General features: G+C 69.6%; 18 protein-coding genes. 13 read left to right on the top strand and 5 right to left on the bottom strand.

Going from position 1 to position 23,515, the window contains the following annotated elements; genetic code table 11:
* Positions 1–5: 5 nt before the first annotated feature.
* Both VFV19_17260 and VFV19_17255 read right to left on the bottom strand, forming a co-directional pair.
* Positions 6–1,883, bottom strand: coding sequence for a VWA domain-containing protein (locus VFV19_17260; protein ID HEX4826050.1), 1,878 nt, complete (start codon positions 1,881–1,883; stop codon positions 6–8).
* Between the two features lie 35 nt (positions 1,884–1,918).
* Entirely contained in the window at positions 1,919–5,440 is a 3,522-nt protein-coding gene (locus tag VFV19_17255) for a DUF11 domain-containing protein (GenBank protein ID HEX4826049.1), read from the bottom strand.
* A 151-nt stretch (positions 5,441–5,591) separates the two neighbouring features.
* On the opposite strand from VFV19_17255, the gene VFV19_17250 reads away from it, so the two are divergent.
* On the top strand, positions 5,592–5,825 hold the full coding sequence (locus VFV19_17250; GenBank protein ID HEX4826048.1) for a hypothetical protein: 234 nt from the start codon (positions 5,592–5,594) through the stop codon (positions 5,823–5,825).
* Positions 5,826–5,911: 86 nt separating this feature from the next.
* Positions 5,912–6,436, top strand: coding sequence for a peroxiredoxin (locus VFV19_17245; protein ID HEX4826047.1), 525 nt, complete (start codon positions 5,912–5,914; stop codon positions 6,434–6,436).
* Between the two features lie 542 nt (positions 6,437–6,978).
* Here the strand turns inward: VFV19_17245 and VFV19_17240 are convergent.
* Complete coding sequence (locus VFV19_17240; GenBank protein ID HEX4826046.1) at positions 6,979–7,944, bottom strand: MBL fold metallo-hydrolase; 966 nt, start codon at positions 7,942–7,944, stop codon at positions 6,979–6,981.
* A 6-nt stretch (positions 7,945–7,950) separates the two neighbouring features.
* Between VFV19_17240 and VFV19_17235 the strand changes: the two genes are divergently transcribed.
* Entirely contained in the window at positions 7,951–9,978 is a 2,028-nt protein-coding gene (locus tag VFV19_17235) for a sulfatase-like hydrolase/transferase (protein HEX4826045.1), read from the top strand.
* 7 nt (positions 9,979–9,985) lie between these two features.
* On the opposite strand, the gene VFV19_17230 is transcribed toward VFV19_17235, so the two are convergent.
* Positions 9,986–11,686: a tetratricopeptide repeat protein gene (locus VFV19_17230; protein ID HEX4826044.1), complete on the bottom strand. Its 1,701-nt coding sequence runs from the start codon at positions 11,684–11,686 to the stop codon at positions 9,986–9,988.
* Between the two features lie 288 nt (positions 11,687–11,974).
* Between VFV19_17230 and VFV19_17225 the strand changes: the two genes are divergently transcribed.
* Both VFV19_17225 and VFV19_17220 read left to right on the top strand, forming a co-directional pair.
* The gene (locus VFV19_17225; protein ID HEX4826043.1) at positions 11,975–12,436 is read left to right on the top strand and encodes a hypothetical protein; all 462 of its coding nucleotides are present in this window, start codon (positions 11,975–11,977) and stop codon (positions 12,434–12,436) included.
* An 86-nt stretch (positions 12,437–12,522) separates the two neighbouring features.
* Positions 12,523–13,005, top strand: coding sequence for a cupin domain-containing protein (locus VFV19_17220; GenBank protein HEX4826042.1), 483 nt, complete (start codon positions 12,523–12,525; stop codon positions 13,003–13,005).
* 3 nt (positions 13,006–13,008) lie between these two features.
* Here VFV19_17220 and VFV19_17215 read toward each other — a convergent pair whose 3' ends face one another.
* Positions 13,009–13,398, bottom strand: a complete 390-nt coding sequence (locus VFV19_17215) for a hypothetical protein (protein HEX4826041.1) — start codon at positions 13,396–13,398, stop codon at positions 13,009–13,011.
* A gap of 266 nt (positions 13,399–13,664) precedes the next feature.
* On the opposite strand from VFV19_17215, the gene VFV19_17210 reads away from it, so the two are divergent.
* From VFV19_17210 to VFV19_17175, 8 genes are all read left to right on the top strand, one after another.
* Positions 13,665–14,783, top strand: coding sequence for a TIGR03118 family protein (locus VFV19_17210; GenBank protein HEX4826040.1), 1,119 nt, complete (start codon positions 13,665–13,667; stop codon positions 14,781–14,783).
* Positions 14,784–14,787: 4 nt separating this feature from the next.
* Positions 14,788–16,356 carry a glycosyltransferase family 39 protein gene (locus VFV19_17205; GenBank protein HEX4826039.1) on the top strand — a complete coding sequence of 523 codons (1,569 nt, stop codon included), beginning with the start codon at positions 14,788–14,790 and terminating at the stop codon, positions 16,354–16,356.
* A 95-nt stretch (positions 16,357–16,451) separates the two neighbouring features.
* Positions 16,452–17,696, top strand: a complete 1,245-nt coding sequence (locus VFV19_17200) for an HlyD family efflux transporter periplasmic adaptor subunit (protein ID HEX4826038.1) — start codon at positions 16,452–16,454, stop codon at positions 17,694–17,696.
* Between the two features lie 9 nt (positions 17,697–17,705).
* The gene (locus VFV19_17195) at positions 17,706–18,371 is read left to right on the top strand and encodes an ABC transporter ATP-binding protein (GenBank protein ID HEX4826037.1); all 666 of its coding nucleotides are present in this window, start codon (positions 17,706–17,708) and stop codon (positions 18,369–18,371) included.
* Positions 18,372–18,378: 7 nt separating this feature from the next.
* Entirely contained in the window at positions 18,379–19,635 is a 1,257-nt protein-coding gene (locus VFV19_17190; GenBank protein ID HEX4826036.1) for an ABC transporter permease, read from the top strand.
* On the top strand, positions 19,632–20,828 hold the full coding sequence (locus tag VFV19_17185) for an ABC transporter permease (protein ID HEX4826035.1): 1,197 nt from the start codon (positions 19,632–19,634) through the stop codon (positions 20,826–20,828). Before VFV19_17190 ends, VFV19_17185 begins: the two co-directional genes overlap by 4 nt.
* 4 nt (positions 20,829–20,832) lie before the next feature.
* Positions 20,833–22,188, top strand: coding sequence for a sigma-54 dependent transcriptional regulator (locus VFV19_17180; protein ID HEX4826034.1), 1,356 nt, complete (start codon positions 20,833–20,835; stop codon positions 22,186–22,188).
* Positions 22,185–23,489 carry an ATP-binding protein gene (locus VFV19_17175; protein HEX4826033.1) on the top strand — a complete coding sequence of 435 codons (1,305 nt, stop codon included), beginning with the start codon at positions 22,185–22,187 and terminating at the stop codon, positions 23,487–23,489. Before VFV19_17180 ends, VFV19_17175 begins: the two co-directional genes overlap by 4 nt.
* Positions 23,490–23,515 lie beyond the last annotated feature (26 nt).

The raw sequence follows: 23,515 nt of genomic DNA, 5'->3' as shown, positions 1-23,515 counted from the left end.
CCGCGCTACTCGACCACCACGGCGCGAGTCGCGCCCTCGGGTGCGCCCTCGACGCGAACGGCGTAGCTCGCCGTTCCCGGGGCGAGCGTGCCGGGCGGGACGACGTCGCGCACCTGGACGCATGCGGCGCCCTCGAACGCGACGTCGTCGTCGGGGAGCGTGATCGTCGCGCCCCCGAGCACGCGATGGACGCGCGCGGTCTTCTGCTTCTTCGCGGTGCGGCAAATCAGACTGACGAAGGCGACCGGCCGGTCGGAATGGACGGGCTCGCCGTCGGCGACGACCATCGAGCCGTTCTCGCGCACCGCACCGTCTCTGAGGAACGCGCCGGTGCCCGGCTGGAGGACGGCGATCCCCGCGATGCCGCTCGGCCCGATCTTGCCGGACCACGTTCCCGCGAGCCTGCCGTTGCCGAGGCGTCCGGAGAGGTCTTCCACCGCCGCCGTCGCGACCTCGTACTCGCCCGGCTCGATCTCGGTCTCGGACTCGAGCACGATCCTCACGCCGGGACGGTCCACGGTGACGCGCCCCGACGCCTCGCGACTCACCTGGCCTCCCGAGACGACGGACAGGCCGACGTCCCATGCCTCGCGATGCGGGCCTTGTGTCTCGGGGAGCGAGGTCTGGACGAGCACGCGCAGGCGCCCTTCGACGACGGCGAGCGGCACCACGCCGCCGCGCATCGCGATCGTGTCGGCGCCGCCGGTCTCGTTGAGGAACAAGGCGAGCAGCATCGAGGTGCGGCGTGCCGATTCGCTCTGAACGACGACCGACGTCTGCGTGCGCACGTGCACGCCGCGAGCGAGGACGCGCACGTCGATCGGGACCGACCGATCCTCCGGCAGGTCCTTCGGGTCGAAGCTGAGCAGGTAGACGCACGCCGCGTCCGCCACGATCTTCTTCGCCACGTTGGCGGCGCTCGCCCCGCTGAAGAAGGCATCGCCGCCGGTGTCGAGCGCCAGCGCTTTCAGGCCGCCTTCGGCGTCGTGCCGCGCGATCTCGCGCGGCGACCCGGACGGGTAGGCCTCGCCGATTCCTTCCCCTTGAACTGCGTACAGCTTGACGCCGTAGGCCGCGGCGTCCGCATGCAGCTTTCCGAACGACAACATCATGTCGCCGGCGCCGAGGACGCAGTCGCGCCCCACCGGGAGGACATAGTGCCGGCCCGGCTCGTCGCGCAGCGTGTCGGCGAAGTAAAGGGCGATCTTCGGCTCGTCGAGGCGTGAGAACCGTGTCAGCGTCGCTCCGAGGAGGTCCAGCGCCTGGCGCGACCGTACCGCCTCCTCACGCATGTACGTCAACGCCAAGCCGCACGCCGCCTCGGGTTGGCGATGCTTGATGAGGTCGGCGATGTCGCGCTCGCGCTTGAACTCCAGCGTCGCGTAATCGTCCCAGTGCCGGGGATCGGCGACAAGACGCTCCAGCGCGGCGAGGAGAAGCTCGGGCCGGTCGGTGAAGTCCTGCAAGGTGGCCAAGCGGCTACCGGAGGCCACGATCGAGGCCCGGTTCCCGTTGCGCACGAGCGTGCGAACGAGATTGGCCGCCTGTTCCCAGGCATGCCTCCGGCCGTCGACCGTCAGGTTCCTCTGATCGAAATAGAAGAGGTAGGAGGTCGGGGGCCCGGGCGAGGATGCGGAAGATATCGTCGCCGATGGCCCTCCACCCGGCGGCGCGAGTTGCGCCGAGGAGCAGAATTCATCGACGGCGACCGGGACGACCGTCTTGCCGCCGATCGTGACCTCGAACCTGTCACGAGCGAGACCGGCGATCTTGTCCGCCGGGCCCGTGACCGACACGTCGACCTGGATCAGCCGCCGGCCGGTACGCTCGGTCATCCCCGTGCGCTGCGGCTCGTCGTCGGCGGGCGCGATTGTCGCGGCCACCCCGGCCACGGCCACCAGTAATAACGCGTGGGTTCTTACGGGCACGTCGCCGTCGCGCGCTCCGTTCCGCCGCTGGCTTGCCCGAACGTGCCCACGCAGCTTCCGTGCGTGCCGCGCGAGAGGTACCAGTAGCCCGTAGCCGGCGCCGGCGTCGCGGCATCCACGAGGCCGTTGACAGCGAGGCCGCCGAAGCACGTTTCGTCGCCACCGCCCGGGCCGACCGGTAGGCCGCTGACCAAGCCTCGCACGACGTCGTACGCCGTGGCGTTGGTTACGGCCGTCCACCAGATGTTCTGTTTGTCCGCGTCGAAGGAAACACCCTGGGTTTCCGGCGGGGTGAGCCGCGTGCCGCAGACGCCGGCCTGGCAGGTATCGCCCGCCGTGCAGGGATCGTTGTCCGTGCACGGGGTTCCGTCGGGGCTGGGCACGTGCTCGCAGAAGCAGCTCGTGAAGTCGCCGATGAAGTCGTCCGTGCAGGGGTTCCCATCGTCGCACGGTGTCGTGCCGGAGCAACTGCCGGCCCCGTCGCAGACGTCGTTGGTCGTGCACGGGGAAAAGTCGTTGCACGGCGTGCCGGATGGGGCCGGCGGAAAAACGCAGCCCAGGATCGGATCGCAGTAGTCGTTCGAGCAGGGGTTCCCATCATCGCAAGGTTGCCCGGCGCCCGAATCGTTGATGCAACCGACCGCTGGATTGCAGGAGTCGGCCGTGCAGACGTTGTTGTCGTCGCAGTTGCGCGCCACAGCGTTGCACGCGCCCTCGACGCACACCCCGGGCATGTAACAGTGGTCGACGACGCAGCCGTTCGCGTCGCACGCGAGCTGATCGCAGTTGTTGTTCTCAATCGTCGTGAACGAGCTCGACGCCGCGTCGTTCGCGGTGTTCGGGTCGGTCGACTCGGTCGACACCGTCACCGCGTTGGTGACGTCGATCCCACCGCCGATACAGTCCGCGACCTGCACGTTCAAGGTGTACCTGACGGACGCGCCGGCCTCGAGCGACATCGTCGTGCAGTCGAACGGCGCATCCGCGGTGCCCGGCGTCGGCACCGCCAGGCACGCCGTGTTGTTGCCGCCGAACCCGTCGTCGACCGTCGCCGACAGATAGCGGAGGGTATGAGGGAGCGGATCGTCGAGCGTCACCATCTGCGCGAGGTCGCTCCCGACGTTCGTGATGATGATTGTGTACGTGAGCGGCCCGCTCGTCGGCATCGGGCCGGTCGGAGCCGCCGTCATCGAGATCGCGACGTCCGCCGTCGTGGTCCCCGGGCCGGCCGCGGGGACAGGGCCGCAGTTCAGCGTGATTGCGCCCGCGTACGGCGCGGGGAACGGGCCGGGGACGCTCACGCCGGAAGCCGCGAACGGATAGAAGCACAGCTCGAAGGAGCCGGTGTACGTCGCACGCCAGTGCTGGAAGAACGACGTGACGTCCGGAGCCTCGGAGATCAGGTTGTTCGCCACGGAGACCGGACCGTTGTTGCGGATCGTCGCGTTCGTCGTGAAGAGGAAGTTGCTGATCCCGGCGCCGTTGGCGTCGTAGAGAATGATCTGCGGAATCGAGGGACCGGCGGCCGGCGAGAACGTCGAGCGATCGGGGTTCGAGTCGCCGAACCACACGATGTCGTCGCCCTTGTGCGCGAACATGCGGTAGCAGTCGCTGTCCGTTCCGTTGAAGAACGTGCCGCGGATGTAACCGCCATTCGTGACCGGGTCGTTGAAGAGACCATCCGCAGGCCAGCCGTAGGTGAAGTCCCAGCCCTCTCCATTCTCGTTCTGTGCCTGGGCAATCGGCGGCTCGACGACCGCGTACAGCCGATACGGCTCGGCGAGGAACGACGAGGTCTTGCTGATCCTGACGTACGTGTCGCCGCCGGAGACGTTCAGAGCGCCGGCGATGACGGGTGAGAGCGAGCCGTTCATCGATTGGCCGTCGTCGTCGTCGAACCCGAGCGTGTCGGTTGCCGTCGTCACGCGCAGACGCAGATCCGTGTCGTTCGCACTCGCGGCCGCCGCCGTAGCGTAGATCTTCGATCCGGGTGCCACGGTCCCGAGACTCCAGAAATCGACGTCGCCTTCGTTGGCGTCTCGGCCACAAATGCCGGAGGCGCAGACACCGCCGGTACCGCAGTTTGCGTTGTTGACGCACGGCTGGCCGCTGTTGGTGCCGGAGCTGCAGATCCCGCAACCGCCGTTCGTCTGACAAGTCCCGCCGCTGCCGCACTGTGCGCTGGCCGTGCAGACGATCCCGGGGGTCGAACCGTTGACACAACGGGGAACGCACGTGTTGCCGAGATTCGGACCGGACTGGCAGAGCGAGTCCGGGAAGCACGAACCTGGAGCGCCGCCGCAATTGACCGGCTGGGTCGGCGAGCCGGCGACGGTGGCCGTGACCTGACACGCAGCGCCCGGCGTCGAGCCGAGGATGCAGTGATACGTCGGGGCCGCCGAGATCGTCCCTTCCTGATCGCCGCATGAGGCCGCGCTGTACGGGGTTGCCGTCGCCGGTGTGTCGTTCGGCTCGACCTCGTCGTGGCACGGAGTGGCCTCGATACCGAAGGTGCCTCCCGCGTTGTCGGCTGCCGCGTCGTCCACGAAGACATAGATCGTCTCGTTCGCCGTCAGGTCGAGGCAGTGCAGCTCTTCGGAGCGATTGTTGTTCGCGCCGGTGGCCGTCGTGACGCTGTTCCCAACGAGCTCGCGATTGGCGCCTGCGAGGCAACTCACCGTGCCGCCGCTCGCAGGGCAGGCCTCGGATGCGTAGAGCACCAGGTCTTGACCGGCGAGAGCGGTCGTGGGATTCAGTGTCACGGTACGGATCGAGTACCTTCCCGCCGCCGGTGCGGTGAACGTATAGACGACGTCGTGCCCTGGCGCGGTCGTTGGATTGTTCGTGCCCGGCAGTCCGCCGAAGCAGGCGGCCGTCGATGGCGACCGGTAGTCGTCACCCGCCGCAATCGTCGATCCCTCAACGAGCCGGTCCACCGGAAGCTCGACCGCTCCGTCGCAGGTGTCGTTGGGCGCGGTGTTCAGTCGTTGAACGTAGAGGGCGAAATCGGCGTGGCCGGGCGCGATCGTGCTGTTCGGTACCCAGTGACCGGCGACCACGTAGTAGGTCGTCCCGCCGGCCAGCGCCGCCGAGATCTTCGAAGGGTCGACGACGTCCGAGCGGCATGACGGTTCCGAATCCTGACAGTCGAGCGCGGTGAGCGTCCCGCCGCACGTGCCGTCCGAGGACGAGAAGATCGCGAGGACGGTGTCGTCCACCGTCTCGCCGGCGGCGAGCCCCGGACAGGTCGTGAACGTGTAGAGCGTGCTCACCGATGGCGTGAACGTGTACCAGACCGTGTAGTCGGTCCCATCGGCATTGCAGGACGCAGGAAACAGCCCGGCGTCGTCGACGCCTTGAGGGGTTGCGTCGATGGCATCGACCGGCGGCGTCAGGAGCGGGTACGGGCCGTCGGCGATCGGAAGGGCGCCCGCGCAGGTGTCGTTCACCGGTGGCGCTGCCGCGGCCGGCGAGACGAGGAGGCCTAGCAGGAGAATCGCGTTGGCTTTCATAGCGGCCCCAGTTCCGTGGCACCCAGGCGGGCGCGGACGACGCACGTCCGCGAGCTATTCGCCTTAGATATACCGGGAGCGTGAGCAGGGTCAATCCACTGTTTCGCGGCGTCGGGATTGGGCGTATAACCGTGGAATCCGGGAGGTCCCCATGAAGTTGAACCGAGTCCTGCGTCTCGTCTGCCTCGCCGTCGCGATCGCCGCCGCAGGGGCGGGCGTCCAATCGCTCCGCACTCAGGCCGCGCCCGGCGGCGCGCACTGCCAGCGTGGGATCAAGTCGTGCAGTGCGTCCCAGGTCGGCCAACCATGCAATCCGAACAACCCGGGGATCATTTGCTCGGCGCAGGCCGACGGCTCGTACTGCTGCCTGGCCTACGCTCCCTGAGGTGACGGCCATCATGAATTGAGGGCGGGGCGTCCCCTTGGAACCTGACGCCGCCGCTGCCACACTGTCCGCGGAGGGACCGGATCATGCGCAAGGTCTTGGCGGGCGTTCTTGCGATCTTCGGGCTCGGGGGCGTCGCTCTCGCGGCCGAGCTCAAGGTGGGGGACCCGGCCCCGCCGTTCAAGCTCCAGGGGTCGGACGGCAAGGTGCACGACCTCGCCGCGCTCAAAGGGAAGACGGTCGTGCTGGCCTGGTTCCCGAAGGCGTTCACCGGAGGCTGAACCGCGGAGTGCAAGTCGCTCCGTGAGAGCGGCGCCGCCATCCGCGCGTTCGACGTTGTCTACTTCACCGCGTCGGTCGATGACGCCGAGACGAACAAGAAGTTTGCTGAAGAGCTTCAGGCCGATTATCCGATCCTCTCCGATCCCGACAAGAAGGTCGCCGAGTCCTACGGCGTGCTGATCCCCGGCATGGGCCTCGCCAACCGATGGACGTTCTACATCGGCGCCGATGGGAAGATCGCCGCCGTCGATCGCGAGGTGCACGCGAAGACCGCGGGCACCGATCTCGCCGCAAAGCTCGCCGCGCTCAAAATCCCCCCCGCGAAGTAAGGGCGGGAGCGGGGGTCGCGGGGGGGTGCTGGCGGACGCGCCCGGTGGCCTCCCGTGCGCGTCCACCCGCTGGTCTCGATGGCCGGAGCTCCGTCGTAGCTGGCCGAAGTGTGTGACCATTCCTTGTTGCTGTCAAGCAACAATTGCGCAGGGGATTCGCGCGGCAGCGCGCGCTCTCGAGCGGCCACCGCCGGCGCGGTTGCCGTTCGGTAACGGCTCCGCAGGCCACGCCCGGTCCGATAGTTGAGCCACGGCGGTTCGATGACCCCGGGTCCCACAACCACGGAGGTCACGATGATGGAGCTCACCCTGACTGTGGCGATGCTTGCGATGAAGGTCTGGGAGATCGGCGACGATCCACAGCCGATCAATCCGCTGATCGGCCGCTAGCGGATCGCCCCGGCGACGGAATCGCGTGAGACCTGCCCCACTTCTCGCGCGTCCCCCTGTCGCCGGGGCTCTCAACCCGGGGTGCGGTTCGTGGACCGCTCCCGAATTCCACCCTCGCGAGGAAATACAGCGGGCCGGACCGGAAGTTGGCGCTACTTCACTTCCATCAGGTCTTCGCCGAGGACGATCTCGCCGGCGAAGGTCTTCCGGATCTCGCCGACGACGCGGTCGCGATCGACGTCCAGATTTCCGGGAACGAAATGCGTGAGGACGAGCGTCTTGACCCCGGCGTCGCGCGCGATCCGCCCCACGTCGCGGTAGCTCGTGTGGCTGCTCACGATGTGACGGACGAGCGGGTCATCGGAGGGCAGCTTCAGCCATGCCGCCACCTCGTCGCGGTCGAGGAGAAGCACCTCATGGACGAGAACGTCGGCGCCGCGTGCGAGGCGGACGAGGCTCGCCGACGGCGCGGTGTCGCCCGAGAAGACGATGCTGCGGTCCCTTGCGTCGAAGCGGTACGCGTAGGCCTGCTCGATCGGCGGATGGTCGACCCGCGCGGCGGTCACGGTGACGCGGTCGTCCTTGAAGACGACGCCATCGTGCCGGAACTCATCGACGCGGAGCTGCTGGGGAAGGGGTGTGCGTCCCTCATCCTTCACTCGGGCGGCGATGTCGAACGCGGACGCCTTGAGGCCGGCCTTCACGCTCCTCGCGAGCGGCGGTGGGCCGTGGATCCCCAGCGTGCCCTGGAGCGATGTCCCCCAGAGGAGGAGGGGAAGCGTCGTCAGGTCGGCGGTGTGGTCCGAGTGGTGGTGCGTCACGAAGATCTCGCGCACGTGGTCGAGGGGGAGGCCGGCGAGCGCGAGCTGGCGCCCGACCCCGTTCCCGCAATCGATGACGTAGACGCGATCGCCGATCTCGAGCGCCTCCGCCGGTGCGGCGCGCTTCGCCTTCGGCGTGGGGCCACCCGCCGTGCCGAGCAGGACGAGCCGCACGGGCTCGGCCGCCGCGACGGGATACGCGGCCAGGAGGCATGCGAGCGCGAGTCGACGCATGAGGGACGCGGTGGCGATGGGACTCTCCTCCGCGACGATCGGAACGGCCGGCAAGGCTACCATGCCGTGATGGTTTTCTTCGCCCAGCTCCTGGCGCTCGCGCTCGCCGCCGCGAAGCCGCCGGCGGGGGCCACGCCGCGCCCGAGCGTCGTGCTCATCACGCTCGATACGACGCGTGCGGATCGCATCGGCTGCTACGGGCGGGCCGGCGCCGGAACGCCTTCGCTCGACCGTCTGGCCAGTTCGGGCGCGCGATTCGCGGAGTGCTGGTCGCCCGCGCCGATCACCCTCCCCGCTCACCTGGCGATGATGACCGGATGCACGCCGGCGACGCACGGTGTCCGGGACAACGGCGTGTCGCGCTACGACGGACGGATACCGACCCTGGCCGCCCGCTTCGCCGCGGCCGGCTGGCGCACGGCGGCGGTCGTCTCGGCGCCGGTGCTCGATTCGGTGTGGGGGATCGACGCCGGGTTCGGCACCTACGACGCGCACCTCGACGGACCGCGCGAGCGCTCGGGCGCCGGTACCACGGCGCGCGCGCTCGAGATGGCCCGCGCCGGCTCCTCGCCGTTCTTCCTCTGGGTCCATTACTTCGAGCCGCACTGGCCGTACGAGCCGCCCGAGCCGTTCCGAACCCGTTACAGAGAAGACCCGTACCAGGGCGAGATCGCCGCGATGGACGCCGAGATCGGGAAGCTCCTGGACGGCCTGTCACGTCCGGAGCAGCCGCTGATCGTGGTCGTCGCGGGCGATCATGGGGAGAGCCTCGGCGAGCACGGTGAGCGCACCCACGGCATCTTCACGTACCGCTCGACGCTGCGCGTCCCGTTCGTCATCGCCGGTCCCGGCGTCCCGCGCGGCCGCGTGGTTCCCGGCCTGGTGTCGCTCGTCGACCTCGCCCCGACCGTCGCCGCGCTCGCCGGGCTTCCGGGGGCGGAACGCGAGGACGGCCGATCGCTCGTCTCCGCCGTCGGCGGCGAGTCCCTCCCTCCCCGCACGATCGGGTACGAGTCGATGCTGCCGAACGATTCGTACGGGTGGGCGGCGCCTCGCGGCCTCACCGACGGCCGCTACGCCTTCATCGATCTGCCGAAGCGCGAGCTCTACGACCTCACGGCGGATCCGGGCCAGACGAAGAACATCTATACCGACGGCGACCCGGTCGGGCGCCGGTTCCTCGAGGCGCTCGGACCGCCGCCCGCCGCCGCTTCCGAGGCACCGATCTCGGAGGAAGAGCGCGCGAAGCTCGCGTCGCTCGGTTACGTGGGACGGGCGTCGGCGCCCGCCGCGGCCCCGATCCTCGACCCGAAGGACGTCGTCGACCTGGCGGAAGCGGTCGATCGGGCAAAGGAGCTGTACGCGAGCGGCCGCCATCGGGAGACGATCGCGGCTGCCGACGCGATCCTCCGGCGGAATCCCCGGAACGTTCCCGCCCTCTCGGTGCGCGCACAGGCGCTCCTGGCGGACAGGCGTTACCGCGATGCGATCGGGTCGTTCCAGGCGGCGCTCGCGCTCGCGCCCACGTCGGCGGTCAACCGGTTCGACCTCGGCTCCGCCTTCGCCGGCGCGGGCGACGTCACGAGCGCCGAGGCCGAATGGCGGAAGGCGATCGCCCTCGATCCGCACTTCGCCGCGCCGCGCGCGTCGCTCATCGCGTCCTCCCACGCGCGCGGCGACCTTTCCGGCGCGCTCGCGGCCGCGACCGACGCGCAAGCCGCGGGCGCCGAGAGCGCCGAGCTCTCCGTCGAGACCGGTGTCGTGCTCGCGACCGCGGGCCGCCTCGACGACGCGCGCCGCGCGTTCGAAACGGCGCTCCGTCTCCGCCCGGACGACGCTCAGGCGCTGGGTGACCTCGCCCAGCTCGCCTACCAGGAAGGTAAGTTCGACGAGGCGATCGCCCGTTACCGCGCGGCCGCGGCCGCCGCACCCGCCGATCCGAGCTTCCTGAAGTCGATCGGCGCCATTCTCTGGAACGACCGGCACGATCTCGCCGGGGCGCGGAGGGCCTTTCGTCAAGCCCTCGAGATCGAGCGCGATCCCGCCGAGCGCGCACGCCTCGCCGATGCGATCGACGAGCTGTCGAAGGAAGAGTGACGGCCCGTCACGGAGCCCGCTTCTGCGCTTCCTCGAGGATCGCGAGGGTGGCGGCGTCGCCGGGGCGGAGGACGAGCGCGCGGCGGCAGAGCGCCTCCGCGCTCGCGGCGTCCCCTTGCCTCAGGGTCACCTCGGCGAGCGCCGTCATGCTCGGGGCGGAATCGGGGACGAGCTCGAGCGCGCGCGCGAACGCGGCGTGGGCGGCGTCGAGACGGCCACCCTCGAGAAGCGCGTGCCCGAGGTTGAACTGCGCCGGCGCGCTGTCGCGCGAGAGGGGAACCAGGCGCTCGTAGAGCGCGAGGACGTCGTCATGGCTCAGATGCCGTAGCTCGACGCCGAGCTCCACGGCCTTGACCGGAAGCTCGGTGCTCGTGGGAACGGCGTCGAGTCCTGCGCGATAGACCCGCCACGCCTCTTCGTGCCGTCCCTCGGCCTTGAGCCAGCCTCCCTCGAGGAGATAACCGATCGCCGCCCTCGGCTCGTCACGCACCGACGCATGGCCGAGGGTGCCGTCATCGATCCAGTCGCCGCAGCGCCTCACCGTCCGGGTCGCGCCCGCGATCGCGAGGATATAGAGGACGGCGGGAGCGACCCAAGCGGGCACGCGACCGCTCGGCCGCGCGGCGATCGACCCAACACCCCCGGCGACGAGCCAGGAGAATCCGGCGAGCGCCAGGTACGCGTAGCGCTCGGCGAACGGGTCGCGGCCGAGTGCCGGGAGGTAGAGGGCCGGAAGGAGCGGGACCACCGTGAGCGCGGCCGCCAACGCCAGATCGGGACGCGAGCGCCGAAGGCGGAGGACGCCGGCGCCCGCGAGGGCGAGGACCGCCGCCCCGATCGCGAAGGCCGCCCCCGGTCCGCGCGCGAGTGAGACGACGTGCTCGATGAGGAGCGGCGACGGCACGACCATCCAACGCAGGTAGCGGAGGAGAAGACCGGGAGCGTTCCAGAGCGACTGGGCCGCCGTTCGCATGCCGCGGCCGCCTGCGAGCCCGCCGATGATCGCGAACCGGACCGCGAAGAACGCTCCGACGACCGCGATCCACGGGAGCACCGCGCGGCATGCGGAGCCGATACGGCCGCCGGGCCGGAGCCACAGCTCGGCGAGGAAGAGGAGCGGAAGGAAGGCGACCGCCGTCTCCTTGCACCCGCACGAGAGCCCGAAGAGCAGACAGGCGGTGAGGCGCCGGCTTCTCGCGAGAGCGGCGGGCGCCTCCCATGAGGAGACGTGGAGCAGGAGCGCGCCGAGGCCGAACGCCGTGAACGCTAGCTCGGCGAGGCAGCTCGGCCACGCGACCGCCTCGCTCGCGAGCGGGTGCACCGCGAACAGCACGCCCGCGCCGGCGGCGACGAAGGGAAGGACGGCCGACGTCTTGCGGACGAGCAGCATGACGAGCGTGGCGTTCGTCATGTGCAGGAGGATGCTCAGCAGATGGAAGGCGAGCGGCCGGCCGGAGAGCGCGTGCCACGTCAGGTTGTCGAGGACGCCGACGACCGGGCGGTAGTAGTTCGTGTTGCCCATCGCCGGCGAAGACAGGAACGGCATCGCCGGCAGGCGCACCAAGAGCGAGGCATCTTGCACGTACCTGTTCGTTCGAAGGAACGCCTCGTCGTCGTAGAGAAAGCCGGCGCCGAGGGTGGCCGCGTACACCAGGAAGGCGGCCACCGCCGGCGCTGCGGACCAGGGCGATCGGCGGAACGGCCCCATCACGCCGCGATTCTATCCGTTGCACGGATGCAACAGAGACCTTCGCCGGCCGATTGACTCGGGGCCGCGATCCCGGTAACTCTCGTCGAGCGAGCGCCCGGCGCCGATCGGCTGCCGTCCCCCAAACGCAAAAGTGAGGCGTACGGGCGCTCGAAAAGGAGCCTTGGACGAACGGCCGTTCTGCCAGTATTGTTGTCGTCGCAACTCGATGGGCGGATCGGCACGGCAGACCCAACTCGACACGCTGGGCGGTGTCTCTCGGATCCCGAGCAGGGGGAGGAAAGTTCGATGAAGAGATTCTTGGCGTTCACGATGTTCGGCGTACTTGCCATCGGCCTGCCCGCGTTCGCGGCCGGTCCGACGGTCGGGAACTTCTACACGCGGCTGGCTCAGGCGAAGAAGCTCGAGGCCTCCGGCCCCGTGGCCGCCGAGGCGAGCCTCCGCGGAGCGGGCTACACGCTGCCGGCGCTTTCGCTCGACAAGGCCCTCACGGAAGGCGACGTGGCGTCGATCGCCGGCGCGCTCGGCCTCAACGTGACGACCACGCGGCCCGGAAATGTCGTGACCGACACGCAGGTGAACTCGTTCATGACGGGCTTCAGCGCGCAGCTGCAAACCGGTGCCAAGGCCGGGTCCCCGACTCCGTACCAGATCGACGGCAGCGGAACCGGCGGCACCGACCCGGGCAACAGCGGTAACGGCAAGGGCAAGAAGAAGGGACACAACAAGTCCCCGTCCGAGCCTCTCTGATCGTTCCGCTTCTCTGACCGGCGCGACGAGAATCCCACGTCTCTTGCGCACCCCGCGGGCTTAAGATGCGCGCATGGAGGTGCCGTGTGCGTAAGCTCATCGCTGTGGGGTTGGCCGTTCTCGCCTTCGTCGTCGTGACCGCTTGGGCCCAGGATGCGGGCAAGCCGGGTCACGTCATCGCCATGCCGTCGGAGCTCAAGTGGGGCCCGCCGCCGCCGGTTTTCGAACAGAACGCGAAGTTCACCGTCATCTCGGGCGACCCGGGTAAGGCCGGACTCTACGTCGTCCGCCTCCAGATGCCGGCCGGTTACAGGATCATGCCGCACTGGCATCCGACCGACGAGCACGTCACGGTGCTCTCGGGCACCTTCGACATCGGGATGGGTGAGAAGTTCGAGAAAGGGTCGATGAAGGACCTACCCGTCGGCGGCTACGTGCTCCTTCCCGCCGAGATGCGCCACTACGCGATGGCGAAGACGGCGTGCACGGTGCAGGTCCACGGCATGGGCCCGTTCCAGCTCACGTACGTGAACCCGGCGGACGACCCGAGCACGCGGAAGAAGAAGTAGCGGCTACGGCCCGGCCGAAGCCGCGGCGGAGCTCGCCGCGCGTAGCCCCGGCGCTTCCGGGCGACCGTCGCGTCCCGGCCAGTAGTAATCGGCCAGCGCGATGCGTCCCTCCGGGAGGCGTCGCAGGGCGATCATCGTGCCGTCCGCGAACTTCCCGGCTTCGCCGGCGCGGGTCATCCAGATCCCGAGCGTCGTGCCGTTGAACGACACGCTGTTCAGGCGGAGGGACGGTGTGACCGACCAGTAGGGACAGACCTTCACCACGCCGGGCCCGTGCACGTGCCCGTCGGGCGAGACGAACGCGTCGGTCACCCGTGTCTGGACGCACGTGTCCGCCGCCTGCGCGCCCGTCGTGACGATGAGTGCTGTGAAGAGGAATGCCGCCGAACCCACTGCACGACGCGCTCCGAGATCCATGGCGCACCGCCTTTCGCGAGTCTCATAGACCTATACGCGCGACTCGCCGAACGGTTTGCGCTCGACGACAATAGTTCGTTGATCCGTTCCCTGATAGGGGAACTGGACTCGCCGGCCTCGGTACACGAAAGGAGCGTCGTGGGGCGCGAATGCTCACCGCGCGAAGGCGCGAGCACGTCCGCTCGACGAAAACGGCGGCACGCGCCTCGCTAAGAGGGTGCGCGGGGCGCAAGGAGGTTGGCGTGCGAATCCCTCGGCGGATCACTCAGAGCGTGAGCGCGGCGATCGTGACCGTGTCGGCCGTCACGCTTCAACCCCTCGGGTCGGCGTCGTCGCTCAGCTTCGGCGGGCTCGAGGACGGCTATCACGTCGACTACCTCCTCTCCGACGGCACGATTGCGACGCGGCAGGTAGATCCGGAGTTCCGGAACGGCTGGGGCCTGGCCGCGAGCGGGACGGGGCCGTGGTGGGTCGCGGTCAACGAGATCGACAGCGCGGCCGTGGTCGATGAGAACGGCACAGTCCAGGGGCTGCACGTGTCGCTGTCCGGGCCGCCCACCGGCATCGTCCACTGGAACGGGGACGGGTTCGCCGTGACCGACGGGACGAATTCGGGCCCGTCACGGTTCCTTTTCGCCCTCGAGAGCGGCAAGATCGTGGGGTGGAATCCGTCCGTCGGCCCGCCGGCTCCCGAGCAGGAAGCGTTCGTGGGCGTCGACCGCTCGTCGGACGGCGCGGTCTACAAGGGGCTCGCGGTCGCGAGGACGCTCGACGGGCCTCGACTGATGGCCACCGACTTCCACAACGCGCGGGTGGACGTCTTCGACGAGAATTTCAAGCCGGTGACGAAGCCGGATGCGTTCGCCACGCCGAGGGTTCCCCCCGGCTTCGCTCCGTTCGGGATCCAGACGCTCGCCGGTCGCGTCTTCGTGAGCTACGCCAAGCAGGACCCCGAGAAGATGGACGAGGTCGCCGGCCAAGGGCTCGGAATGCTGGCCGCGTTCGACACCGACGGAGTGTTTCTCGGCGAAGTCGCCATCCGTGGCGCGCTCGACGCACCGTGGGGGATGGCGCTCGCACCGGCTGCCGGATTCGGAGCCGCGAGCGGGAAGCTCCTCGTCGGCAACTTCGGCGACGGCACCATCGCCACGTTCCGGATGACCGACGACTTCAACCGCCTCACTCCGGACGGTGTGCTGCGCGACGCGTCGCACCGGCCGATCCGGATCGACGGCCTTTGGGGGATCGCCTTCGGCAACGGTGGGGAGGCCGGCAGCCCCGATTCGCTCTACTTCGCGGCGGGGCCGAGCGGTGAGTCCCACGGTTCGTTCGGCCGCATCACGTTGGAGTCCGGTCCTTAGGAACTTGATCGCGGACCGGATCCCCCCGAAAAGCTCCGGTCCGCGTGACAGCCCCGCTCCTCCCGGCGCGCGCCGGGAGGAGTTACGGGGTCCCGAGGCGGAGCGCCGGTACGCGCTTTGGTTCGCCGCCATCCTCGCCTCAAGCTTTGTCTTCCGGCTGCTCTACAGCGGCTGGGTCGAGCTGACGGGCGACGAGCTGATGCACTGGCAGTGGTCGCGTCACCTCGCGCTCGGCTATCCGGAGCATCCACCGCTCATCGCGTGGTCGATCGCCGCCATCACGCGCGCTTTCGGAACGTCCGAGCGCACCGTGCGTCTCGTCTCCGTCGTCGCGATGACGGTCGCGCTCGGCGTCGCCTTCCGTCTTGCGCGCGAGCTCTACGGCGCGCGCGCCGCGTTCTACTGTGTCGGGGCGCTCCTCATCACGCCGATCGCGGCCGCCGGGGGCGTGCTCGCGACGACCGACGCGCTCCTCACGTGCTTCTGGACGCTGACGGCCTACACCGTGAAGAAGGCGGTGCTCGACGGGCGGACGTGGGCGTGGCCCGCCGCGGGGCTCGCGGCAGGTCTCGCGCTGCTTTCGAAGCTTCCCGCGATCCTGCTCGTGCCCGCCGTCGCGCTCGTGCTCGTCGCGACGGCCGAGGGGCGCTCGCAGCTTCGTCGCGCGGGACCGTACGTGGCGGCCCTCCTCGCCGTGCTCGTCTTCCTGCCCGATCTGATCTGGAACAGCCGGCACGGGTGGGTGACGCTCCTCATGCGCGTCGGCTACAAGGTCTCTCCTCAGTTCACCCTGCGTCCGCTCGGCGAGCTTTTCGCGATGCAGCTCGTCGCGGTGTCGCCGGTGTTCTTCGCAGGGTTCCTCTGGGCGCTCGTGGCGTGCTGGCGGCGGAGGTCCGACGCGCGCGCGGTGCTCTTGGGATCGTTCGCGGCGGTTCCGTTCCTCTTCTACGCCGCGTACAGCCTTCACGCCGCGGTCGACAATCACTGGCCGGCCGTCGGCTACATGACCGGCTTCGTGGCGCTCGGCGCATTCGCGCTCGAGCGGCGGCCGTCGCGGGCGGTCGTCATCGCGGCGGTGGCGCCGTGCCTCGTCATCACAGGCCTCCTCTATCTCGTCCCCCTTCGCCCGAGCCTCATCGCGTTCTCGTGGTCCTATTCCAAGAAGTTTGGAACCTCGCGCCTCAACGACATCGTCGACTGGAAGGAGCTCGGAGCCGCGATCGCTCCGCTCGTCGAGCGCGATCCGGGACGAACGTTTCTGCTGTGCCACGACGGCTACTCGATCGCGGGCCTCGCGTCGTTCTATACGCGGGGCCGGCCGCCGGTCTTCTTGTGGCAACCCGCGCCACGGAACGGCGCCGCGTACGACACCTGGAAAGCCGAGAGCGACCTCCGCGGATGGAGTGCCGTCATCGTCGACGACCGGTGGCACGCCGGCTTCTTCGACGCGGTGCGCCCCTCGTTCGAGTCGCTCTCGCCGCCGATTCATGTGACGCTCGAGCGCGACGGACGGATCCTGCGCGAGTTCGACCTCGCGGTCGCGACCGGTTTTCGCGGATTTCCCGGGCGATAGCGAACGCCGGCGTCCGGATCCGCACGCTTCAAGGGCCGCCGGCCGCGACGATTCGCCCTCGATCGCTGGCATCGCGATTGCCTTGCCTGCCCCTCATGGATCGGGCCATCGACGAAGGGATCGTGCGGCGGCGGCGTGCGAAGAGGATCGCCGTCGTGACGGTGACGTGCGGCCTCGCGGTCGCGGCGCTCCTCCTGTTGCCGGGCTGGCTCCGTCCCTCCGTCGAGAAATCGCGGCTCCGCCTCGGCCGCGTCGAGATCGGAACGGTCGAAGCGACCCTCGATGCGTCGGGCGTCATCGTGCCCGCGGCCGAGCGCTCGATCGTGTCGCCGATCGAGAGCCGCGTCCTCAAGGTCCTCAAGAGGGCGGGGGAGAGGGTCAAGACCGGCGATCCGCTGGTCGAGCTGGACACGGGCGCCGCGAAGCTGGACCTCGAGCGGCTCACCGATCGTCTCGCCGAGCAGGAGAGCGAGCGCGAGCGCGTGCGCCTCAGCCTCGATCGCGAGCTGCTCGGCCTCCGGGCACAGGCGGAGAGCCGGCGCCTCGATGCGGAGGTGCTCGCCCACAAGGCCGCCCAGAGCGAGAAGCTGCGCGTCGACGGGCTCGTCTCCGACGAGGCGCTCGAGGCAGTCCGGGCGGAGGCGAAGAAGGCGGCGATCGAGGTGCGGCAGCTCGAGGAGTCGGCGGCGATGGCCGAGAAGGCGGCGAAGGCGCAGCTCGACGGCGTGGCGCTCGCCGCACGGACCCTCGAGAAGGAAGCGGCGGAGTCACGGCGTCAGCTCGAGCTGGCGACGGCGCGGGCCGACATGGACGGCGTCGTCGCCTGGGTGGCGAGCCAGGAGGGGACCGCGGTCCACCGCGGCGATCCGGTGGCGCGCGTGGCGCGGCCGGACCTCTTCCGCGTCGAGGGGACGATCTCCGACGTCCACGTCGCGCGTCTCTTTGCGGGCCAGCGGGTCCACGTCGTCGCGGCGGGAAGACCGATGGACGGGACGGTCGCGACCGTGCTCCCGGCGATCGAGGGCGGGACGGCACGGTTTCTCGTCGATCTCGCGCGGCCGTCGGATCCGGAGCTGCGGCAGAACCTCCGGGTCGACGTTCACGTCGTCGTCGCGTCGAAGAGCGGCGTTCCCACGGTCGAGCGCGGCGTCTTCGCCGTGACCGGCGCGGTGCAGCCGGTCTTCGTCGTCGACGGCTCGCGCCTCGTGCGGCGGAGCGTGCGCTTCGGTCTCGTCGGATTCGACCGGCTCGAGATCGAGGAGGGCGTGGCGCCCGGCGGCACGATCGTGCTCTCGGACATGCAGGACTACGCGCACCTCGAGACGGTGCGCCTTCGGTAGGAGGCAGAAGTGATCCGCTTGGAAGGCGTCAGCAAGGTTTACCGGACGGAGCGCATCGAGACGCTCGCGCTCGACAAGATCGAGCTCGACGTCCCCGCCGGCTCGTTCGTCTCCATCATGGGTCCCTCGGGATGCGGCAAGACGACGCTCCTCAACCTCATGGGGCTTCTCGACGCGCCGAGCGGGGGCCGGGTCGTCCTGGACGGCGCTCCGGTCGGGAGCTACAAGGACAAGGCCGTCGCGCGCGTCAGGAACGAGAAGATCGGATTCATCTTCCAGTCGTTCCACCTCGTCGCCGACCTGACGGTGCAGGACAACGTCGAGCTGCCGCTCCTCTACCGCCGCATGGGGGCGAAGGAACGAAGGAAGCGCGCCCGCGCCGCGCTCGACCGCGTCGGTCTCGCCTCTCGCGTGCACCACTTCCCCGGCCAGCTCTCCGGCGGGCAGCAACAACGCGTCGCGATCGCCCGCGCGATCGTCGGCGAGCCGCGCCTGCTCCTCGCCGACGAGCCGACCGGCAACCTCGACAGCGCGATGGGCGACGAGGTGATGGCGATCCTTCACGCGATCAATCGCGAGGGCGGGACGACGATCGCCATGGTCACGCACGACCCGCGCCTCGCCGAGTCGACCGACCGGGTCATCCGTCTCTTCGACGGCCGCCAGGTCCAGTGAGCGCGCGATGAACGCCAGCACCTTCAAAGTGGCCCTGCGCGGGCTCCTCCGGCGGAAGTTCTTCACCTTCATCTCGCTCTTCGGGATCGCGTTCACGCTGCTCATGATCCTGATCGGGAGCGCGCTGCTCGACCATGCGGTCGGACCCCATCCCCCCGAGATCCGCGTCGCGCGGTCGCTCTACGTCACCGAGATGAAGCTCTCGGGGCCGCACTGGACCAGCACCTCCGGGGCGGGCTACGGCTTCCTCGACGCCGAGGTCCGCGACCTTCCCGGTGCGGAGCGCATCGCGTTCTTCACGATGCCGAGCCAGGCGGTCAGCTACGCCTCGGGACATCGCGTCGACGCATTCTTCAAGAGAACCGACGCGGGGTTCTGGAAGATCCTCGACTTCACCTTCCTCGAAGGCGGTCCGATGACCGAAGCGGACGACCGCGACGCGAACCTCGTCGCCGTCATCAACGCCTCCACGCGGGACCGGTTCTTCGGCGGCGACAAGGCGCTGGGGCGGACGATCGAGATCGCCGGCCAGAGCTTCCGCGTCGTCGGTGTCGTCGAAGACGTGCCGAGCGAGCGCGTCCTGATCTTCTCCGACGTCTGGGTTCCGATCGCGACGATGCGCGGAGATTCGTGGCGCAAGGACGCGCTCGGGAACTTCGGCGCGATCGTGCTGGCGAAGGACGCCGCGGATTTCCCGGCGCTCAGGGCCGAGTTCGCCGCGCGCGTGAAGCGCCACCCCATCCCCGATCCCGCGCATTACAAGCAGCTCGACGGCACGCTCGACACGATGGCCGGGACGATTGGCCGGAAGATGTTCGACATCGCGCCCGAGACCGGAAGCGGAGGCCTCTCCGCGGCGGTGAAGCTCCGGATCGGGCTCTCGATCCTCGCCGTCCTCTTCATGACGCTGCCGGCGATCAACCTGGTCAACGTCAATCTCAGCCGCATCCTCGACCGCGCGCCGGAGATCGGCGTGCGGAAGGCGTTCGGGGCCACGTCGCGTGCGCTCGTCGCGCAGTTCGTCGCCGAGAACGTCCTCCTTACGATCGTCGGCGGTTTCGTGGCGGCGGTCGCCGCCGCCCCCATCCTCATGGCGATCAACCTCAGCGGGCTCCTCCCGTACTCGCAGCTCGCGGTGAACTGGCGCATCCTCGGCGAGGGGCTCGTGGCGGCGGTCTTCTTCGGCGTCCTCTCGGGCGTCTACCCGGCGTGGCGGATGTCGCGCCTGCATCCCGCCGAGGCGCTCCGCGGGGTGGCGTCATGATCCGTCACTTCCTCAAGCTCGCCTGGCGCAGGAAGCGCGGCAACGCACTCCTCATCGTCGAGATCCTCGCCTCGTTCCTCGTCGTCTTCGCGGTGGCCACGGCGGGCGTCCAGCTCGCACGCTCGTACGGCAAGCCGGTCGGGTTCGACTACCGGAACGTCTGGGAGATCTCGGTCGACCGGCACAAGTCGACCGACGACACCTGGAGCCCGGAGGAGACCGCCGGCTTCACGCGCTTGCTGAAGGAAGGCGCTGGCATCGAAGGCGTCGAGACGATCGCGGGCGCCTCCAACGCCCCGTACGACTTCAGCACGATGGTCGGCGGCATCACGATCCGCGGCCGCGCCGTCGACCCGGAGTTCTCGGAGGCCACCGACGCGTATCGCGACGCCGTGCGCCTCGACGTCGTGCGCGGACGATGGTTCACGGCGGACGACGACGCGTCGAGTTGGAGGCCTATCGTCGTGAACGAGGAGATGGCGGAGATCGCCTATCCCGGAGAAGACCCGGTCGGCAAGGTCGTGCCGGTCGACGGCAAGGACGAGCCGGAATCGAGGATCGTCGGCGTCGTCTCGGACTACCGGAAGGGGGGCGAGCTCTCGCTCTCGCATCCCTTCATCTTCCGCCGCATCCCGGTCGGCGATCCGAAGGTCCGCCCACCGCAGAAGCTCGTCGTCCGCGCGCGGCCGGGCGTCGACGCCGGCTTCGAGGAGCGGCTCGTGCGGGGGCTGCAACAGGTGACGCCGGAGTGGACCCTCGAGGCCCGGCCGCTCGAGGCGAGCCGCGCGACCTCCTTCCGCATGCGCTTGGCACCCCTTCTCATCCTCGGCCTCGTCGCCGCGTTCCTCCTCATCATGGTCGCCCTCGGGATGATCGGCGTGCTGTGGCAGAATGTGACGAGGCGCGCGCGCGAGTTCGGTTTACGGCGCGCCGCGGGCGCCTCGCAACGCGACATCCAAAGCCAGGTTCTCATGGAGATCACGCTCACCGCCGCACTCGCCGTTGCCGTCGGGCTCCTGCTCGTGGCGCAGGTCCCGCTCATCCCGCTCCTCGGTTTCCTCTCCTTCGGGACGCTCACCGCCGGCGCCGTCCTGGCGATCGTGGTGGTCGTCGGCCTGGCCCTCACCGCGGCGGCGTATCCGAGCTGGCTCGCGACGCGGGTCCATCCGGCGGACGCGCTCAGGGACGAGTGACCGGATGATCCTGATCGTCGACGACGACCCCTCGGTCCGGGCGTCGCTCGCCCTCCTCCTGAAGCAGCACGGGCATGCGACGTCCGTCGCGTCGGGACCGGACGAGGCTCTCGCCGTCCTCGGCGCGAGCCCGGTGTCGCTCGTCCTGCAGGACATGAACTTCTCGCGGGCGACGCAGGGGGACGAAGGGCTGACGCTCCTGTCGGCGATCCGCGAGCGGCATCCGGCGCTTCCCGTGATCCTCATCACGGCGTGGGGCTCGATTCCGCTCGCCGTCGAGGGGATGCGCGCGGGAGCCTCCGACTTCATCACGAAGCCGTGGTCGAACGTGCAGGTCGTGCAATCGGTCGAGACCGCGCTGGCGCTCGCGGCGCCGTGGCCGAAGGCCGGTGCTCCCGCACCAAGGCGCTTCGCCGGCATCGTCGGCGAGGATCCGAAGCTCCTCCGCGTCCTCGAGATGGTCGCGCGCGTCGCGCCGACGGACGCGTCGGTCTTGATCACCGGCGAGAGCGGCACCGGCAAGGAGCTGATCGCCGAGGCGATCCACGCCGCGAGCGGACGGCGGGACGGCCCGTTCGTCAAGGTCAACCTCGGCGGGATCTCCGCGACGCTGTTCGAGAGCGAGATGTTCGGCCACGTGCGCGGCGCGTTCACCGACGCCAGGAGCGATCGCCGGGGGCGCTTCGAGCTCGCCGACGGCGGGACGATCGTCCTCGACGAGATCGGCGAGCTGGACCCGGCGGCGCAGGTCAAGCTCCTCCGCGTCCTCCAGGACCGCACCTACGAGGCCCTCGGCTCGAGTGCCTCGCGGAGCGTCGACGTCCGCGTCGTCTCGAGCACGAACCGCGATCTCCCCGACATGGTCGCCAAGGGGACGTTCCGCGAGGACCTCTTCTACCGCTTGAATCTCATCGCCCTCCGCCTCCCGCCGCTGCGCGAGCGGGCGGGGGACGTGCGTCCGCTCGCGGAGCACTTCCTCGAGGCGGCGTCGAAGCGCTTCGGCCGCCGGCAGCCGGCGCTCGCTCCTTCCGCCGCGGCGTGGCTCGTGGCGCGGTCGTGGCCGGGGAACGTCCGCGAGCTGAAGCAGGCGGTCGAGCGCGCGGTCCTCGTCGTCGACGACGATCGCTTGGACGCCGACCATTTCCGCGCGCTCGCGGAGCTCGAGGCGGCCGGGCACCGCGAGGCCCCGCTTCCGAGCCCCGGCACGATGACGCTCGATGCCCTGGAGAAGGCAATGATCGAGCGCTGCTTGGTCCACGCCTCGGGGAACCTGACCCGCGCCGCCGAGGCGCTCGGCATCAGCCGCACCGCGCTCTACCGGCGCCTGCAGAAGCACGGCATCGAGGCGAAGCAGGCGTGACGCTCCGCGCGAAGCTCGTCACCTACGTGATCGTCGCGCACGTCATCTTCGCGGGGATCGCTTTCGCGACCCTCTACGATCGCCCGGGCCTCCTGGTGATCGCCGAAGCGATCCTCGCGCTCTCGGCGGCCTCCGGGCTCGCCCTCGCGCGAGCGTCGGCGCTTCCCTCGCGCCTCGTCCGCTCGGGGACGAACCTCATGGAGGACGGCGACTTCACCGCCCACTTCCGGCCGACGGGCCACGCCGAGATCGACGCCATGATCGCGGTGTACAACCGGATGATCGACTCGCTGCGCGAGGAGCGGACGCGCGGGCGCGAGCAGGAAGGGTTCGTTCAGAAGCTCATCGCCGCCTCGCCGCACGGCGTCGTCACGCTCGACCACGACGGGAAGGTCGCGCTCGTCAACGCCGCCGCGGACCGTTTCCTCGAGACCCCCGCCGGGCTCGTGCTCGGACGGACCTTGGACGAGCTGGACCTGCCGCTCGTCCGCGCGCTCTCGCGGCTTCCCGAAGCGGGCTCCGAGATCGTCACGATCCACGGCCGCCGCCGCTACAAGGCGACCCGCGGCACGTTCTACGACCGGGGGCATCCGCGCGGGTTCTACGTCGTCGAGGATCTCACCGCCGACCTCCATGCGACCGAGAAGGCGGCCTACGACAAGCTCATCCGCATGACGACGCACGAGGTCAACAACTCGGTCGCCGCGGTGCGCTCGCTCCTCGAGTCGGTCGGCACCTACGCGCCGCAGCTCGGCGCCGAGGATCGCGGAGACTTCTCGAAGGGGATCGACGTCGCGGTCACCCGTCTCGACCATCTCAACGCGTTCATGAGGGGGTTCGCCGAAGTCGTGCGCATCCCGCCGCCCGACGTGCGTCCGTGGGTCCTCATCGACCTCGTCGACGACATCCTCGTCCTCATGGGCCCGCAGCTCGCCGCGCGCCGGATCGAAGCCACGTGGTCCGAGCGCGCCGCCGCTGGCCCGTCGCTCCTCGACCGCAACCAGATCGAGCAGGTGCTCGTCAACGTCGTGAAGAACGCGATGGAGGCGATCGGCGAGGACGGCCGCATCACGCTCGGGATCCGCGCGGAGCGGGGCCGCGTCACCCTCGACATCGCCGACTCCGGCCCCGGACTCAGCGAGGAAACGCGCCGCCGCCTCTTCACTCCCTTCTTCAGCACCAAGCGCGACGGCCGCGGCCTCGGCCTCACCCTCGTCCGCGAGATCCTCGCGCAGCACCGCTTCGGCTTCGAGCTCGACAACGCCCACGGGGGAGGGGCGCGGTTCCGGATGCGGTGCTGAGGCCTTAAGATGGCCGAACCCAAGGG

The sequence above is a fragment of the Candidatus Polarisedimenticolaceae bacterium genome (assembly GCA_036275915.1).
Lineage (GTDB): Bacteria > Acidobacteriota > Polarisedimenticolia > Polarisedimenticolales > DASRJG01 > DASRJG01.
The sequence above is the reverse complement of the archived record's forward strand: the minus strand, read 5'-3'. Positions and strand labels throughout refer to the sequence as shown.